This is a genomic window from Paracholeplasma brassicae (assembly GCF_000967915.1).
In the GTDB taxonomy this organism is placed as follows: Bacteria; Bacillota_I; Bacilli_A; order Acholeplasmatales; family UBA5453; genus Paracholeplasma; species Paracholeplasma brassicae.
The window spans coordinates 377,068-393,717 of the sequence record NC_022549.1 but is presented as its reverse complement, the minus strand read 5'-3'; the positions used below and the strand labels follow the sequence as shown (position 1 = coordinate 393,717).

General features: G+C 36.0%; 17 protein-coding genes. All 17 read right to left on the bottom strand.

Going from position 1 to position 16,650, the window contains the following annotated elements:
- Positions 1 to 801 carry an acetyl-CoA carboxylase carboxyltransferase subunit alpha gene (locus BN853_RS01860; protein WP_030004244.1) on the bottom strand — a complete coding sequence of 267 codons (801 nt, stop codon included), beginning with the start codon at positions 799 to 801 and terminating at the stop codon, positions 1 to 3.
- Entirely contained in the window at positions 798 to 1,676 is an 879-nt protein-coding gene (gene accD, locus BN853_RS01855; RefSeq protein WP_030004243.1) for an acetyl-CoA carboxylase, carboxyltransferase subunit beta, read from the bottom strand. The genes BN853_RS01860 and accD overlap by 4 nt, the downstream gene beginning before the upstream one ends.
- Complete coding sequence (accC, locus tag BN853_RS01850; RefSeq protein WP_030004242.1) at positions 1,669 to 3,033, bottom strand: acetyl-CoA carboxylase biotin carboxylase subunit; 1,365 nt, start codon at positions 3,031 to 3,033, stop codon at positions 1,669 to 1,671. Before accC ends, accD begins: the two co-directional genes overlap by 8 nt.
- A complete protein-coding gene (accB, locus tag BN853_RS01845) occupies positions 3,023 to 3,466 on the bottom strand; it encodes an acetyl-CoA carboxylase biotin carboxyl carrier protein (protein WP_030004241.1) in 444 nt (147 codons plus the stop codon). Before accB ends, accC begins: the two co-directional genes overlap by 11 nt.
- Before the next feature lie 369 nt (positions 3,467 to 3,835).
- A complete protein-coding gene (locus BN853_RS01840; RefSeq protein ID WP_030004240.1) occupies positions 3,836 to 5,068 on the bottom strand; it encodes a helix-turn-helix domain-containing protein in 1,233 nt (410 codons plus the stop codon).
- Between the two features lie 130 nt (positions 5,069 to 5,198).
- Positions 5,199 to 5,828, bottom strand: coding sequence for an endonuclease III (nth, locus tag BN853_RS01835; protein ID WP_157869924.1), 630 nt, complete (start codon positions 5,826 to 5,828; stop codon positions 5,199 to 5,201).
- Positions 5,828 to 6,451, bottom strand: a complete 624-nt coding sequence (locus BN853_RS01830) for a DnaD domain protein (RefSeq protein WP_030004238.1) — start codon at positions 6,449 to 6,451, stop codon at positions 5,828 to 5,830. Before BN853_RS01830 ends, nth begins: the two co-directional genes overlap by 1 nt.
- 22 nt (positions 6,452 to 6,473) lie before the next feature.
- Positions 6,474 to 7,136 carry a ribonuclease III gene (gene rnc / locus BN853_RS01825; protein WP_030004237.1) on the bottom strand — a complete coding sequence of 221 codons (663 nt, stop codon included), beginning with the start codon at positions 7,134 to 7,136 and terminating at the stop codon, positions 6,474 to 6,476.
- 135 nt (positions 7,137 to 7,271) lie between these two features.
- Positions 7,272 to 8,279, bottom strand: a complete 1,008-nt coding sequence (gene plsX, locus BN853_RS01820) for a phosphate acyltransferase PlsX (protein ID WP_030004236.1) — start codon at positions 8,277 to 8,279, stop codon at positions 7,272 to 7,274.
- A gap of 45 nt (positions 8,280 to 8,324) precedes the next feature.
- Positions 8,325 to 10,283: an ATP-dependent DNA helicase RecG gene (locus BN853_RS01815; RefSeq protein WP_030004235.1), complete on the bottom strand. Its 1,959-nt coding sequence runs from the start codon at positions 10,281 to 10,283 to the stop codon at positions 8,325 to 8,327.
- A 38-nt stretch (positions 10,284 to 10,321) separates the two neighbouring features.
- The gene (locus tag BN853_RS01810; protein WP_030004234.1) at positions 10,322 to 11,308 is read right to left on the bottom strand and encodes a chorismate synthase; all 987 of its coding nucleotides are present in this window, start codon (positions 11,306 to 11,308) and stop codon (positions 10,322 to 10,324) included.
- On the bottom strand, positions 11,305 to 12,096 hold the full coding sequence (locus BN853_RS01805; RefSeq protein ID WP_030004233.1) for a shikimate dehydrogenase family protein: 792 nt from the start codon (positions 12,094 to 12,096) through the stop codon (positions 11,305 to 11,307). Before BN853_RS01805 ends, BN853_RS01810 begins: the two co-directional genes overlap by 4 nt.
- Positions 12,093 to 12,359, bottom strand: coding sequence for a chorismate mutase (locus BN853_RS01800; RefSeq protein WP_030004232.1), 267 nt, complete (start codon positions 12,357 to 12,359; stop codon positions 12,093 to 12,095). The genes BN853_RS01805 and BN853_RS01800 overlap by 4 nt, the downstream gene beginning before the upstream one ends.
- Entirely contained in the window at positions 12,352 to 13,614 is a 1,263-nt protein-coding gene (aroA, locus tag BN853_RS01795) for a 3-phosphoshikimate 1-carboxyvinyltransferase (protein WP_030004231.1), read from the bottom strand. The genes BN853_RS01800 and aroA overlap by 8 nt, the downstream gene beginning before the upstream one ends.
- Entirely contained in the window at positions 13,598 to 14,626 is a 1,029-nt protein-coding gene (gene aroB, locus BN853_RS01790) for a 3-dehydroquinate synthase (protein WP_030004230.1), read from the bottom strand. Before aroB ends, aroA begins: the two co-directional genes overlap by 17 nt.
- A complete protein-coding gene (locus BN853_RS01785; protein WP_030004229.1) occupies positions 14,626 to 15,435 on the bottom strand; it encodes a prephenate dehydrogenase in 810 nt (269 codons plus the stop codon). Before BN853_RS01785 ends, aroB begins: the two co-directional genes overlap by 1 nt.
- Positions 15,432 to 16,454, bottom strand: a complete 1,023-nt coding sequence (gene aroF / locus BN853_RS01780; RefSeq protein WP_030004228.1) for a 3-deoxy-7-phosphoheptulonate synthase — start codon at positions 16,452 to 16,454, stop codon at positions 15,432 to 15,434. The genes BN853_RS01785 and aroF overlap by 4 nt, the downstream gene beginning before the upstream one ends.
- Positions 16,455 to 16,650: the final 196 nt, after the last annotated feature.

The window sequence follows — 16,650 nt, the reverse complement described above, 5'->3', positions numbered from 1 at the left end:
TTAAATCCTTTCACTAAAAACACCCATTCTGCGGTATTTCTGATAACGATCATTCAATCGTTTTTGAGTATCTTTTTTCATTTCGATTGTTAATCGTTTGACTAATTGACTTCTTAACTCTTTAAATCCAAACGCTTGATCTTCATGTAGTCCGTTTTTTTCCTTAATAATCCCATCGATGATTTTCAAATCAAAAAGATCATTTGCAGATAATTTCATTATTTCTGCAGCTTCGTTTGCTTTTTTACTATCTTTGTATAGAATAGATGCAAATCCTTCTGGCGATAGAATTGAGTATATGCTATTTTCAAACATTAAAAGTTGATCAGCAACACCAATCGCTAATGCACCACCTGATCCACCCTCACTTAATACGACGGCAATAATCGGTGTATCAAGACACATCATCTCTTTTAAGTTATTGGCAATTTTAAAGGCTTGATTTCTCATTTCAGCCTCAAGTCCAGGGTAAGCACCTGGTGTATCAATAAATACCAGTATCGGACGTTTGAATTTTTCTGCTTGCTTCATTAAACGAAGTGCTTTTTCATACCCTTCAGGGTGTGGCATGCCAAAATTTCTTTTGATTTTATCGTTTGTGTCTGTCCCTTTTTCTTGAGCAATTACAGTAACCGGTATGCCTTCGAAATAACCAATGCCACCAATAATTGATAAATCATCTCTTACGCTACGATCGCCATGCAACTCGATAAAGTCATCAATGATGTGACGAATAACCGTTTTAGATGTTGGACGTTTTGGATGTCTTGCAAGTTGAACTTTTTCCCATGAACTATTCATGCTTTATGTCCTCCTTGATGTAGTTTTAACAAGGCACTTATTTGTGATTTTAACTGTTTTCTTTCAACGACTAAATCAATCAAACCGTGTTCTTTTTGAAACTCAGCTGATTGGAAATGGGCAGGTAACTCTTCTTTAATTGTTTGTTTGATTACCCTAGAACCAGCAAAACCAATCAATGCGGATTTTTCTGCGATGTTGATGTCACCGAGGGTGGCAAAACTAGCTGCAACCCCACCGGTTGTTGGGTAAGTCATCACGCTTATATAGAGTAACTTTTCTTGCTCAAGTTTTTTTAATGCCCCTGCGGTTTTTGCCATTTGCATTAAAGACAAAATACCCTCTTGCATACGTGCGCCACCAGAGGCACTTACAATAACAAGTGGTTTGTGTTCTTTAATGGCAAGTTCAATCAATCTTGTGACTTTCTCACCGACGACACTCCCCATAGAGCCCATCATAAAAAAGGAATCTAACACACCTAAGAAACAAGGGTAATCACCAATCGTACAAGACCCACTAATAAACGCATCGTTTTGATTTGTAAATTTTTTTGCACTGTTTAATTTTTCTTCATAAAAAGGCATTCCCAGTGGATTTGTTGATTCTAAATGCTCATTTACTTCAACAAACGTATCATCATCCGCAAGCATTGCAATTCTTTTTTTAGCGTTAATTCGAAAATGAAAACCACAATTTGGGCATACATGCAGTTGAGCTTCTAACTCTTTTTCATAAATAGGTTTTTGACACTCTTCACATTTAAGGAATAACCCATCTGGAATATCGGTTTGTTTTTTGACGGCAGTTTTTTTAAGAAACTTCACTTTGAAATCGTGTAATCTTTTTTTACGTTCACTAAAAAAATCATTCATTTTTATTCTTCTCCACTAGTTCATTAAATTTAGCAATATAACCAGTGTCATAGTTACCTTTGATAAATGTATAATCGTGCATAATTAGGTATTGATATTCAATGTTAGTCTTAATGCCTTCAACGACCATTTGTTCTAGTGTGACACGCATTTTTTTAATTGCTTCTCTTCTATTTTTTTCAAAAACAATCACTTTTGCCACCATCGAATCGTAATAGGGCGGTACTGAATAGCCTTGATAGACGTGCGTGTCTACTCGGACGTTAAAGCCACCAGGAATAAATAAATTGGTGATTTTACCTGGTGACGGACGAAATCCATTCATTGGATCTTCGGCATTGATTCGACACTCAATCGCGTGGCCTAAAATTTTGATGTCTCGTTGCTTAAAACTAAGCGGTTTATCATAAGCGACATTGATTTGTTCTTTGACTAAATCAATCCCAGTAATCATTTCTGTGATTGGGTGTTCGACTTGAATACGTGTGTTCATTTCAATGAAATAATAATCTTGGTTTTTATCGACTAAGAATTCAAGTGTGCCAGCGTTAATGTAGTTTATTTTTTTTGCTAATTTGATGGCGGCCACCCCTAGTTTTTTTCTTAATGTGTCACTGATGGTTGGCGCAGGTGCTTCTTCTATCATCTTTTGATTTCTTCTTTGTGTAGAACAATCACGTTCGTAAAGATGAACCACATTACCTTCTTTGTCTGCAATGATTTGCACTTCAATGTGCTTAGGTGATTCAATGAATTTTTCGATATATAAGGACTTATCACCAAAAGCCGCTTCGGCTTCAAGTGAGGTACGCTCATAGGCATGAACCAACTCTTTTTCGTTATAAGCAATCGATATACCTCTGCCTCCACCACCATTTGTCGCTTTAATCATGACTGGATAACCTATTTTTTTGGCAACTTTCAACGCTTCTTCTAGATGTTCTAGAATGCCTTCAGAACCCATAATAATAGGCACACCGGCTTCCTTTGCAATACGCTTGGCAGATGCTTTATCACCTATTAATCTAATGGTGTCTGCGGTTGGCCCGATAAATCTTAAACCACAGCTTTCAACCATTTCCACAAACACGGCATTTTCAGATAAAAATCCATACCCTGGATGAATGGCGTCACAACCTGTTGCGATAGCTGCGCTTAAAATATGATTCATATTTAAATACGAATCACTGCTTTTTGGTTCGCCCACACAGATGGCTTGATCGGCAATTTTCACATGAAGTGCATCTTCATCCGCCTTTGAATATACACTGACGGTTTCAATGCCCAATTCTTTTGCTGCACGTATAATTCGAACTGCAATTTCACCACGGTTTGCTATTAATATTTTATGACTCATTAGCAATCACCATCAACGCTTGATCAAATCCAACCGCATCGGTATTTGAAACGAGAAATTCCTTAACTACACCATCGTATGGACAAGTAATCTCATTCATGATTTTCATCGCTTCAATGATACAAATGACATCGCCTTTTTTTACTTTCTGTCCAACCTCGACGTAAGGCGTTCCATTATTGGTTGAGGAACGATAAAACGTTCCCACCAACGGTGATTTAATTGTTTCTTTGGTGTTTATTTCACTTGCTGTCTCTTTCTTATTTGTTGTTGTTTCAATATTTGAAGGTTTATTAATTGTTTCGGTTTTTTCAATGTACTCAACTTTGTTTTTAGATAACTTTAATTTGAAGTCTACCATTTCAAGTTCAAGACTCATTAATGGTGAGTTTTCGATGTCTTTAATAATTGTTTGTAATTCTTTAATTGTCATAATATTCACTCTCTTTCAACTAAATCCATTCTAATCTTTAAATAGTCAATCATTGTTATTTGGCTTTATCATCTCCTTAGCATAAATATGCTTTGAATTTCAAAATTTATGCATACACGTATTTTAACACTGGTGCATCGTTATGTAAATACGTTTTAGTTGTAAGCGTTTTAAAATGCTTTGAATTTCAAATGTTTTTTTAATATAATACCCTTTTTATGTTTTTAAATGGGTAATTTCTACCCCATTTAACACAAATTTCAGTTTATTTATATTTTTTATATTAAAGTCTATTATGAATGTTCTTTTTTATAATTTCGTTATAAATAATAAAAAAACAACCCCAAATTAGAGATTGTTAATTTATATTTATCTTGTTTGCAATTCGAATAAACCAGATTCTAGTTCGTTAAAATATCGGTAATTAAGGTGAATCAAGTCACACGCGCTTTTGTATTTCTCTATTTTCCTTAAATACTCTTTACAATGATTTGTCAGGTAGTATGCCGTTTGAAAGGCTTGCTGATACTTGTTCTTTTTCTTAAAACACTCATGGAAGAAAATATCTAGTGAGTCAGTTTGATACTTCGATACCATAAACTCAATGATACATTGTTCAAATAACGACCGTCTTTCTTTTTTAACGTTACTTAAATAATCTTTGATCGTAACCGTGTCATTAATTTGATCTAAATAGAGCAAATACAAACACTGATAATAAGACGAATCCTTTATCTTATCTGCCACCTCCTGATTGAGTTGTTGATTAAAAAGTTGTTTGTACAAAAGTAACTTCTTAACTGTCTTTTCCAATTTACCATATTTAAAATCCTTAAGATGCGTATTAGACACCCTCATAAAAAAAGCATAAAGATACTTTTTCGTCAGATTTGTTTGTGTGTCATATAGCCCATAAGTTTGTAGTTGTTGGTTGACTTGCAGCATTTTATGAAATGCAATCATCGCATTTGATGTGGAAAGCGAAAGTTCCAGTTCAATGATACCAATATACAACATTTGCTTTTTTGATAAGCCTTGATTTGCTTTTAATGCTTTAACGATTGCTAACGATTTTACTTGTTTATGGTTTTTTTGATAATACTTAGCCATGATCATCAAAAATATCTGGGTTGATTTCATGGTTGAACTTGTCATCAACGACATTAATTCACTTAGCTCTTGATGCATTAACTGATAATCATTATTTACTGCGTGTTCATAATACCACGAAAGTTCATGGTAATAGTGGACTTTTGGAAGCCCATAAGAAAGACTGTTAAATTCTGCTTTTAACCCCAACATGTAATCTAAAAAATCAGCTTCAATGCTCTCAAGATCAAAGCCATTTAACGACTCTTCTAAATTAAAACCAATGGCTTCAAAGTAGCGATCAAAAACACTTTTATTCGGTTCTATTAGCGAATTCTCTACTCTTGATATAACAGACTGGTTGATGCCATACTTGGATGACACCTCTTGTATTGTCCAATTCTCATTTCGTCTCATTCTCTTAAGTACCGGTCCGACGTAAGACCATGGTGACTCCTCTTTAGTCACCTTTAATAAATGAGATAAGTCGTTTATTACGTAATTGTTTTTCATTTCTTTCCTCTTAGATTGTATTTCCCCACTGTTATTATTTATATCATATTCCTTTCTTTTTTACTTCAAAAAAATTTACAAAAACAAAAAAAAGATAAACCTCTATTTAGATTTATCTCAAACTGTATTATTATATGTTTTTTTGTTCATATTTACAAATATCTTTTAGTGGGCAATCGCTACACTTTGGCTTTTTTGCTAAACAGTGATAGCGACCAAAGAAAATCATTTGATGGTGCATTTTCATCCATTTATCTTTAGGCAACTTTCTCATTAATTTTTGTTCAATTTCAAGGACATTATCGTCTTTCTTCGCTAAACCCAAGCGAACTGATATTCTTGCTACATGTGTGTCTACAGCGATTGCAGGTACATTAAATGCATTTGATAAAACCACATTAGCTGTTTTTCTTCCCACACCAGGTAACGCTTCAAGCTTTGTTCTATCATTAGGTACTTCACCATTGTGTAATAGCACAAGGTCTTTGGCTAATGCGATGATAAATTTAGCTTTGTTTTTATATAACCCGATGGTTTTTAGTACATCACATACCTCAGAATAATCCGCGTTCATTAACAACTCAGGTGTTGGGTATTTATCAAATAAAATTGGTGTCACCAGATTAACTGCCTTATCCGTGGTTTGTGCAGAGAGCACTACAGCAACTAACAATTCAAACGCATTGTCATGTGTTAACTCGGCTTTTGCATCTGGAAACATATCATTCATGACTTCAATGATACGGTCAATTTTCATCATTATTTAACGCCTCTAATCAACTTATTTATTAAATCACGTTTTTCATCGTCCAAGTCGTCATCGTTCATTTCATCTGTGGTTCTTAGGATTCGATCGAGGTAATTTAAATTTAACTTATTATGGTTAATTGCGACCTCAAGTGCTTGATCAATCTCTTTTTTGTTGTAACCATCAATAAACCACTGTTGGATCATTTGTAGGTCGTATGGTTTTAACGATTTTCGAAACACATCTTCTAAGTTAGTAATAACCGCTTTTATTTCGTTATCCGACTGCTTTTCATTCTCAACTTTTAAATCCTCTTTGAATAACTGAATGATTTTATCAAACAACGGATTAAGACTAAAGATTTCTCTTTCTTTACCGTCGTTTTTTAGTTCTAGTTCGGTTGAAACGAATTGATTAACAATCAGTTGTTCTAGCAATTCACCCACCTCATTTGAGGATAAATGAGTCATTCTTGCGATTGATTTCAAGGAAAGCGTGTGTTTCTTTTTTTCTAACATGGTTGCCAATTGACTGAGTACAATAACTTCTTTTTCGTTAATTCCCAATCGAACATATTCTTTTAATAGGAGTTTATGAAGATTTAAATACCCCTCTTCAATCATTTTATTAAACATTTAACTCACCTTTTCCCATCGTTTAAAACTCTTTTGCTAATTTCTTAAGTGCTTCTTTTGCAGCATTTTGTTCAGCTTCTTTTTTTGATCTTGCCTTACCGACACCATAGACAATATCATCCATGCGAACAGATGCAGTAAAAACACGATCGTGCGATGGGCCAGTTTGGTTGTCAATGTGATATGAAATGTTTCTCCTGTCAGTCTGTACTAACTCTTGTAGGGTCGACTTATAGTCTTTAATTCCCACCACCTCATCAAGGTGTGGAATGACGATACGATCAAATAGATTTTTGGTTTGTATGTAGCCTTGATCGATGTATAAAGAACCAAAAATTGCCTCGAAGGCATCAGCAATAATCGAAGGATTTTCTCTACCGTTTGATATTTCTCCACCCTTACCTAGTTTTAGATACTGCGATAAATTTATTTTTTTTGCATAAACGTTTAGTGCTTCTTCACATACCGCTTGAGCACGTTTTTTTGACATTTCGCCTTCATCACCTTGGTGTTGATTATAAAGGTAGTCTGCCATCATCAATCCAATAACTGCATCCCCTAGGAACTCAAGTCTTTCGTTATCCTTACACTCATTTTCGTTTGCGAAGCTTGAGTGTGTCAAGGCTTGTTCTAGTAGGAGTTTATTATGAAACTTTACTTTTAATACTTGTTCAATACTTTTCATGTAGATACCCTCTCTTTTTTTATGGAGTGTATCGATAATCAACAACTACAAAATTGTGTATGTTGTTCATTATCAATACAATCGAAACAGCAAATCAGGCGTTATCAAACGCCTGATCCTTGTTCTATTGTTTGATTATTCTTCTTTTGTTAGTGTCTTTTCAAGTGCTTCATTCACTTGATTAAGCACGTCATTTTTTACAAATAAACGTGCCTGTGCAATCGCATTTTTAAATGCATATGCAGACGATGAACCATGTGCTTTAATCACAGGTGCTTGAATACCGAAAATCATTGCTCCACCAATTTCTGAAGCGTCTAGACGTTTTGAAAAACGTTTTAGATTTTTTCTCATGAATAGATAACCAATCTTCCCACCTAAAGAGGATTTAATCTCTTCTTTAAGCATGCTACCCATCGCTTTAGCAGTGCCTTCAACGGTTTTCATTAAAACATTACCTGTGTAACCGTCAGTTAGCATAATGTCCGCATCGGTTGACAAAACTTCTTTACCTTCAATGTTGCCCATAAAATTAATCATTGGGTGGTTTTTCAATAGTTGGAAGGTTTCTTTTTCTAAATCTCTACCTTTACCTTCTTCACTGCCAATGTTTATTAGCGCAACCTTTGGGTCCTTAATACCTAAATACTCTCTTGCTGTGATTGTCGCATAAAGTGCTAATTCTAGTAAATGTTCACTTCTTAGCTCGATGTTTGCGCCGACATCCAGTAGTATTCGACCTCTACCATCAGTTGATGGAATGATCGGAGCCAAGGCGACACGATGCATCAATGACATGCGTTTGATAACTAAGTGCGCACCTGCGATAATTGCCTGGGTTGGTCCAGCTGAAACAAGCGCTTGTGTTTGACCTTCTTTAACACTATACATCGCTCTAACCATCGATGAATCTTTGTTATTTCTAATCGCTCGAATCGGGTCTTTTTCTCCCATATCGATGACTTGAGTTGTTTTTTCTACTTTAATTCTTGGGTGAGCAATTAAGAATTCGTTGATTTTATCTTGATCACCAAACAAAGTGATTTCGATATCCTCAAATTGTTTGACGGCATCCATTGCCCCAAGGACTGTAATTTTAGGTGCGAAGTCGCCCCCCATTGCATCAACTGCAATCTTTATCATGATACCACTCCCTTTAATTAATAATTATACCATAGGTAACTTTGATTATGTTTCGTCTAAATCTAATTTTTGGTAGTTCAAATAATATTGGTTCTCTTTTTCATTTGATAATAACCATAAAGCGTCTTGTTTTGCTTTTAAAAATACATCAAAATCGCTGCCTAAGTCAGCGTATTCAAAACGAAGCGATCCACTTTGTCTAACACCTAAGAATTCACCTGGCCCTCGCTTAGATAAATCGTATTCGCTCAGTTGAAATCCATCTGAGGTTTTTGAAAAATACTGAAGTCTGTCAATATCGGATTCGTCACTTAATACGTAACAAAAGCTTTGTACGTCACTTCTACCCACACGACCTCTTAATTGGTGTAATTGGCTTACACCAAAATATTTCGCGCCTGTAATAACCATTATGGTTGCTTCTTTTACATCAAGCCCTACTTCGACGACAGAGGTTGAAACTAATATCGAAGACTTGATTTGATAGAAATCTTCCATGGCTTGTTGTTTTTCAAGTGCACTTTGTTTGCCGTGTAACATGATAACGGTGTACTTTGAAAACGCAGCTTGTACTTCTTCAAACAATGAAAACACATTTGTCCCACGCTCTTCGGATTCAATCGAAGGTGCAATAAAATAAGCCTTATTTCCCTTCTCTAGTTCCTTATTTACGTGCTGAAAGACCGAGGGTAGTTGTTGATCACTTAAATAGCGCGTGATTATTTCTTTTCTGCCAATGGGTTTTTCTTTGATGATTGATACTTCCATGTCCCCAAATAAAACGATGGCTAAGGTTCTTGGGATTGGGGTGGCACTTAAATAGACCACATCAGCGTTTCCTTTTTCTTTTAACGTTTCTCTGGTTTCAACGCCAAAACGGTGTTGTTCATCAATGATAACGAACCCTAGATTCTTGAAGATGACGTCGTCTGTGACTAACGCGTGTGTACCAATCACAAAATCATATACCCCATGTTTAATTTGTTCTTTTAGCTCTTTCTTCTTTTTTGTTGAACCTGTTAATAAACAAATATTAAGGTTTTTTAATGCGTTTTTAAAGAATTGGTAGTGTTGCATCGCAAGTATTTCGGTTGGCGCCATTAAAGCACTTTGATAGCCTGCCGATTTCGCACCCATCACACCAATGCCCACAACAATGGTTTTTCCTGAACCAACGTCACCTTGGATTAACCGTCTGGCTGGATAATTCTTTTTGAAATCTCTAAAAAGATCATTTACCGTCTCTTTTTGATCTTGCGTTAACTCAAATGGGATGTCTTGAATGAATAACTTGACTTGTTCTAAATCGTACTTCTTTGGTTTTTTAAAGATTAATTCATGATGAACCTTTTGATACATCATCTTATACTGAAAACGAAGCGCTTCTTCGTATTTTAATCGTTTTAATGCCTCAACCAAACGTTCATCTGAACTCGGTAGATGAAGCGTTTTTACCATTTCCTCTTTAGACATTAAATGATGCTTGTTGACTAATACCTTAGGCAAATCATCATTAATCACAACGAGTTGTTGGTCTAATATTTTTTTGACAATCTTTGAGATGGTCGTATCGTAAATACCATCCAGTTGATAGATTGGTTTTAATTCCGTTTCAAGTGGTTTTAGCAAGACCGCTTGAGCTGTAATCAACCGTTTTTTCTTTTCGTATTTACCTTTGACCGTCAAAGTCATATGCTCAGTCATGCTTTCTTTAAGGTATTCTCTTCGATAAGCAATTACCTTAATGACTTCGTTATCCACAAGTAGTTTGAACTGAACGCTTTTTAACGTGCCTCGATGATTGACTATTTTTGGAATATCGATGAGCTGTCCGGTGACTGTGACCTCGGTCTTATCAATCGCAAATAACAAAGCGTCTTCTTTAAACGATTGATATTTTTTGGGAAAGGTAAAAATCAAATCGTTAATGGTCTCGATTTGATGATTATGAAATAATATTTCTAGTTGTTTGCCTACCCCTGGCGCATCAATGATCCTGTACATCTAAACACCTCAAGATAATTATAACAAAAAAAGGACATTTAGTCCCTTGATTTTGACTGTAATAACAAATCTGCTAAAACGATGTGACAGGCATTTTCAACCACAATTACCGCACGTCTTGCGATAAATGCGTCATGCCTACCCTCAATTTGTTGTGGCAGGATTTTGTTTTCAATAAAATGGTACGTCTCTTGTTTGACATAAACTGAAGAAGCTGGTTTGACAAGTACTCTAAAAACAAGCGGATTTCCGTTGGTAATTCCCCCGTTGACACCACCATTGTGATTCGTTTTGGTTTTACCTGTTTCATCAATTAAGCAGTCGTTGTACTGACTTCCAAATAATGAGACGCCTTTAAAACCTACGCCAAACTCAATCGCTTTAATGGCTGGAATGGAAAACATCATTTGTGCCATTTTCGATTCTAATGATTCAAAGAAAGGTTCACCTAACCCAATCGGTAAATCCTTAACCGTCACTTCAATAATGCCAGCGACGCTCTCGCCTTTATTTGAGGCGTCTTGGATATAATCATCGAGTTTACTCATGTCGGTTAATTCACCTGCTTGAATGAGCTTTGCATCGACATTAAATCCTGTGAACATCTTAGCGAAACTACCAGCAGCCACCAATCCGGTGGTCATTCTTCCTGAAAACGGCCCACCACCTCTTGGATCTGAAAAACCTTTATATTTCTTTATCGCAACAAAATCGGCATGACCTGGTCTTGGAAACGAAATCAGGTTACTATAATCTTTTGATTGTGTTTTGGTGTTTTCAAACGTGATGTGAATTGGGCTGCCGGTTGTATAACCTTGATATACCCCCGATGTGATGTTTGGTTGGTCTGATTCCACACGTTTTGTTGTCCCAATTGCCCCGGGTTTTCTTCTTTCTAAGTCCTCCAAAAGGACTGACTCATTGAATTTAATGCCCGGTTTTATACCATCGATAATCACACCGATCGCTTTTTGATGTGATTCACCATAAATCATCACTCTAAATAAACGTCCAAACGTATTCATAAATTAAGCCCTCCGATTAAATCATCAATATCTTCTTTTGTACTCTTAAGTATTTTTTTTTGCCACAACTCTTGTGATCTAAGTGCTTGGGTGACTAACATCACAATCCCATTACAACTAAAGTTTGCTTCTTTCATCAATACGGTCTTCTTAGGGTTGTAAATCAAATCAATCACAATATCAATTTTTTTGGCGATTTGTGGTGGCAAAGGACAGTTGTCATTATTTGGATACATCCCCACAGGTGTGGTGTTAATTACTAAGGGATACTGATCAATTTGATAAAATTGTTCGTAATCAATCACCATCGAAAACTGTTTTTTATTCTTTTGTTTATCTCTTGAAACCACCACAGGTAGATAGCCTAATAAGGAGAGTGCATAGGCGGTTGCTTTAGCAGCACCACCAGAACCCAAAATATACACCGCTTTGGTTTTTGGGTTAATATGGTAAAACTCAAAAAGTCTCATTACCCCATAATAGTCCGTGTTATCACCGTAAACCAAACCGTCTTTTAGATAGATGGTGTTAACCGCTTGGATTTTTCTTGCTGCCTCACTTAGCTCATCACAATAACTCATGATGGCTTCTTTGTATGGGATGGTTACATTATAACCCAAATACTTTTTTTTCTTCAGCAGATCAATCGCAACTATAAGATCGTCTTTTGACTCGTATTCAAGCAATTCATAGGTGTATGTTAACTGATTATTCTTTGCAATTAACTCATGAAGTGCTTTTGAGTGACTGTGTTTAAGTGATTTACCAATTAGTCCAAATTTACTCATATTTTTTTACTTTGGTATTCTTTAGAAATACCCATCAATGCATTCAAAAACGCTTCGTAATACGGCTTTAATTCATTATTATTAATATATTTCAAGTTTTTTTCTATCACTTGTTGTTCTCTTTTTTGATCGAATATCGGTAACCCTTGTTCCATTTTATAGGCAATTACTTCGTTGACTTCTTGCATTCTTTTTTCGAACAATTTCGCCATTTCTTGATCAATTAAATCAATGTTAATGCGTGCTTTTTCTAATTTATTCAAATGTAACACTCCCTTGTAAACGTGCAAATTCTTCAAAAAATGTTGGGTATGATTTATTCACAGCCTCAGAATTTTTTATTCTAACTGGCCCATCGGCTATGGTTGCAGCAATGGAAAGCGCCATGACTACACGGTGATCATTCCATGCTTCTAGGGTGACATTCCCTTTTAATTTGGATACCCCCTGAATAATCATCCCATCACTCGTTTCGGTGATTTTTGCGCCCATTTTAGTTAATTCACAAATCATCGATTTAATTCGGTCAGACTCTTTGATTCGTAGTCTTTGAGCATTAACGATCGTTGTTGTCCCTTTTGAGACCGAGGCAAGCACTGTGAGTATCGGACCTAAATCAGGTGTTTGAGATAAATCAATTTCAATGCCTTTAGTTTGTGCTTTTTTCGCAAACAACTGCCCATTCTCAAAGTAAACATTTCCACCCATTTGGTTAATAATCTCAATGATTTTTTTATCTCCTTGCAGAGATTTCTCATTCATCTTGTTTAATACCACTTTCGAACCTAGTGTATTTGCAACAAGGAAAAATGCCGCTTGTGAAAAATCGCCTTCAACTTCATAGTCTTTGGCTTCATACGATTGATTTCCCTTGATATGGTAGGTATTGCCTTTTACTTCGATTGATATCCCATACGTTTTTAAGACGTCTAAGGTTAAATCGATATAACCGACCGATTCAAGTGGCGTCGTTAATTTAATGAGTGAATCCCCATTTAATAGAGGCAGTGAAAACAATAACCCTGTGATAAATTGAGAACTGATGTCACCAGGCAATTCATAAGTCCCTGGTGTCAGTGGCCCTTTTACTTTAAATGGCAAGTCTTCATTAGAAAGTGCCTCGTAAGTAATCTGGTGTTTCTTGAATAAATCAAAGTAGACGTTCTGTGGCCTTTTTCTTAATCCTTCTTTGCCATCAAAGATTACTTCATAAGGTGAGGTGATTGCCACTGGGATTAAAAATCGAATTGATGAACCAGATTCATTTGCATTTAGTACTTTCATCGGTTTCATCATTGGTCTGCCATAGACAATCGTGTCTTTTTTAACCTCAAAATCAACACCTAATGCATTAAGCATATCGATTGTAGCGAACGTGTCATTTGAGTGGAGCGCATTTTTTACCACACTTGTCCCATTAGCAAGTGCGGCGCAAATGAGCGCTCGGTGTGTAATTGACTTTGATGCAATGACGTCAATTTCCCCTTTTAGTTTATGAGGATTAATTAAAGCATCCATTAAAATCCTCCTTCTTAATCTGAGAAATCATCGGACACCCGATATCAGTAATAAAGATCATGTTAAGAATATCATTGATGTTTTTCTTATCAAAAAATACCTCGTTGATGTAATTATTCGGGTTGACAACCGTCTTATCCAACCCATACTTCTTTAATAATGCTACTAGTTTTTCTTTAGTTTCTTGCGAGGTGATACCAAGTTTAATTCCGACGTCACACGCGATAACCATACCAACAGCAACCGCAAATCCATGTTTAATGTGGTAGTTTGATTTTCGTTCGATCGCATGGCCAAACGTGTGGCCAAAATTAAGGTACATTCGTTCTTTTCGATCAAACTCATCAAGCAGTACATAACGACGTTTAACTTCGATTGTTCGTTTAATCATTTCATCTTCTGACACTGGTGATACTAAGAGCTGATTTGCTAAACTTGCATCACCAATGAATGCCGATTTAATCACTTCAGCCATGCCGTTTTGATACTCTATTTTATCTAACGTACGGAGTAATAACGTATCAATAATCACCATCTTTGGTTGATAAAACGAACCAACTAAGTTTTTCCCTTTATTCGTGTTGATGCCTGTTTTTCCACCGATTGATGCATCAACCATCGCTAGTAGTGAGGTTGGGATTTGAATGTAGTCAATCCCGCGGTATAACGTAGCAGAAACAAAACCGGCTAAATCGCCAATCACCCCACCGCCAAAAGCCAAAATCAAGTGACCTCTTTTGATTCCTTTTTCGATTAATTCATCGACAACTTGTTCAAACACTTCAAATGATTTTGAGGTTTCACCTGGGGCAACCACAACGACTTCGACCTCAAAATCAACGAGTCGTTTTAGTAGATATTCTTGGTGATAGTTAAAGACCGTTTGGTCAGTAATCACATAGATTTTACTACCCTCATACACTTTTTTAATGAGCATCTTTAGTTGTGCCATGAGATTTTTTCCAATGTGAATGTCGTATGGATTCGTTGCTAAAGGCATTGATAAAATCATTAAAACCCACTCCTTTTTTTGGTCGATGCGATAAATAATTCAATTAACATTTCTTTATCTTCACTAATTAGTGCTTGTTTCAATTTATCAAGTTCACTTTCAAAGCGATTGATTTCTTCAACTAGTACTTTTATATTCTCGAAAAATAGTTCTTGCCAAAGGTGTTCGTTGATCATCGCAATTCTCGTTAGATCTCTATAAGAATCCCCTGTAAAACGAGAGGTATCTTGGTAAATGTCACTATTAACTAAGGCAACCGCAAGCGCGTGTGGCAACTGACTTGTAAATCCGATTAATCGATCGTGTGCGTATCTATCCAGTTCAGATACCTTCTTAAACCCTAGTTCAAAGGCAAGTTCTCTAACGATCGAAACGTCATTTTTTGATGAGAAATTCGTCTCACAAATGATGAAATTCGCGTTATTAAAGAGTTTCCAATCCGCATAATCGATGCCTTTTTTTTCTTTTCCTGCCATTGGGTGAGCAGAGACATAGCGATACCCAGCAGGTAAAAGCGATTCAATTTGATCAATCATTTCGACTTTTGTCCCTGCCACGTCCATAATTAACTGTTTGTTTGTGAATAATTGGATGTGTTGTTTTAAAAACAAAACATTGTCTTTTGGGTATAGTGATAAGATAACGACATCCGATGTGGTAATCTCATTTAAATCATTACCCTTAATATAGCCTTTTTCTAATGCTTTTTGATTACTGACTAAATCAAAGCCATAGACGTCATGTTTGTTTGATAACCCTTGTGCAAAAGACGCACCAATCAAACCAAGTCCGACAACGAAGATTTTCATTTTACTTTTTTATCTAAGACGCTAGATAACTCTTTTAGTTTACCCATCATCGAATCAAATTTTTCTAATTTTAGCGATTGTGCCCCATCACTTAATGCGTGCTCAGGATCTGGGTGTATCTCGACAATAATCCCATCCGCACCGACCGCTTGACTTGCCATCGATAAACGTTCAATCATTGAATATTTCCCTGCCGCATGTGATGGGTCAATCACAATTGGTAAATGTGACAATTCTTTGATTGCTAAAACCGCTGAAATATCTAATGTGTTTCTTGTGTATTTTTCAAACGTACGAATACCTCTTTCACACAAAATGACGTTTTCATTACCTGAGGCCATGATGTATTCAGCACTCATTAACCATTCTTCAATGGTTGCAGACATGCCGCGTTTTAATAAAATAGGTTTTTGTGTTCTTGCACCTAGTTGTTTTAACAAGTTATAGTTTTGCATGTTTCTTGTACCGATTTGATAGATATCCACGTAGGGTTCAAATGCTTCAATTAAATCTTCACTCATGATTTCAGAAACAACCGCCATATTGAACTTGTCTGCGACTTCTCTTAAAATCTTCAATCCATCTATTCCCATACCTTGAAACGCGTATGGTGAGGTACGAGGTTTATAAGCACCACCTCTTAGAATTGTTGCCCCACTCTTGCTTGCGCTTTTTGCAATCTCTAAGGTGTTCTCGTATGATTCGACCGAGCAAGGTCCAGCCATTACGACAAACTGATCAGCGCCAATGACTGTGCCGTTAGCTAGTGTGATAATGGTGTCTGTTTTTTTGAATGAGCGACTGGCTAGCTTGTATGGTGTTGATACTCTTGTGACATTCTTAACACCCTCAAAAGCTTCTAAATCATTCGGATTTAAGCTCTTTGTGTCTCCAATCACACCAAAAACCATCAAGTTTTCGCTTGAACTGTCTTTAATTCCATAGCCCTTATTCATTAAATAAGTGGTGATTTTCTCAAAATTTTGTTTCGTTGCGTTTTGTTGCATGGTTACGATCATATCAAATATCCTCCTAGATATAAAAAAATATCCTTAGGAATGTCCTAAGGATAAGAAGCTTTACCGTTTAGTACATTTCCTTTTTTTATCAAAACCTGAAAAAGGAATGCACACATTCCTTTTATTTAAAGTAATAATAAAAATAGGAAAAACCAACCAATGTAAATAACATATTAACAAGCCTTCTTTTTTAAAA

Excerpts from the sequence above, each read along its gene's own strand:
- BN853_RS01860 (WP_030004244.1), bottom strand. The coding sequence starts at position 801 with ATGAATAGTTCATGGGAAAAAGTTCAACTTGCAAGACATCCAAAACGT.
- accD (WP_030004243.1), bottom strand. The coding sequence starts at position 1,676 with ATGAATGATTTTTTTAGTGAACGTAAAAAAAGATTACACGATTTCAAA.
- accC (WP_030004242.1), bottom strand. The coding sequence starts at position 3,033 with ATGAGTCATAAAATATTAATAGCAAACCGTGGTGAAATTGCAGTTCGA.
- accB (WP_030004241.1), bottom strand. The coding sequence starts at position 3,466 with ATGACAATTAAAGAATTACAAACAATTATTAAAGACATCGAAAACTCA.
- BN853_RS01840 (WP_030004240.1), bottom strand. The coding sequence starts at position 5,068 with ATGAAAAACAATTACGTAATAAACGACTTATCTCATTTATTAAAGGTG.
- nth (WP_157869924.1), bottom strand. The coding sequence starts at position 5,828 with ATGATGAAAATTGACCGTATCATTGAAGTCATGAATGATATGTTTCCA.
- BN853_RS01830 (WP_030004238.1), bottom strand. The coding sequence starts at position 6,451 with ATGTTTAATAAAATGATTGAAGAGGGGTATTTAAATCTTCATAAACTC.
- rnc (WP_030004237.1), bottom strand. The coding sequence starts at position 7,136 with ATGAAAAGTATTGAACAAGTATTAAAAGTAAAGTTTCATAATAAACTC.
- plsX (WP_030004236.1), bottom strand. The coding sequence starts at position 8,279 with ATGATAAAGATTGCAGTTGATGCAATGGGGGGCGACTTCGCACCTAAA.
- BN853_RS01815 (WP_030004235.1), bottom strand. The coding sequence starts at position 10,283 with ATGTACAGGATCATTGATGCGCCAGGGGTAGGCAAACAACTAGAAATA.
- BN853_RS01810 (WP_030004234.1), bottom strand. The coding sequence starts at position 11,308 with ATGAATACGTTTGGACGTTTATTTAGAGTGATGATTTATGGTGAATCA.
- BN853_RS01805 (WP_030004233.1), bottom strand. The coding sequence starts at position 12,096 with ATGAGTAAATTTGGACTAATTGGTAAATCACTTAAACACAGTCACTCA.
- aroA (WP_030004231.1), bottom strand. The coding sequence starts at position 13,614 with ATGGATGCTTTAATTAATCCTCATAAACTAAAAGGGGAAATTGACGTC.
- aroB (WP_030004230.1), bottom strand. The coding sequence starts at position 14,626 with ATGATTTTATCAATGCCTTTAGCAACGAATCCATACGACATTCACATT.
- BN853_RS01785 (WP_030004229.1), bottom strand. The coding sequence starts at position 15,435 with ATGAAAATCTTCGTTGTCGGACTTGGTTTGATTGGTGCGTCTTTTGCA.
- aroF (WP_030004228.1), bottom strand. The coding sequence starts at position 16,454 with ATGATCGTAACCATGCAACAAAACGCAACGAAACAAAATTTTGAGAAA.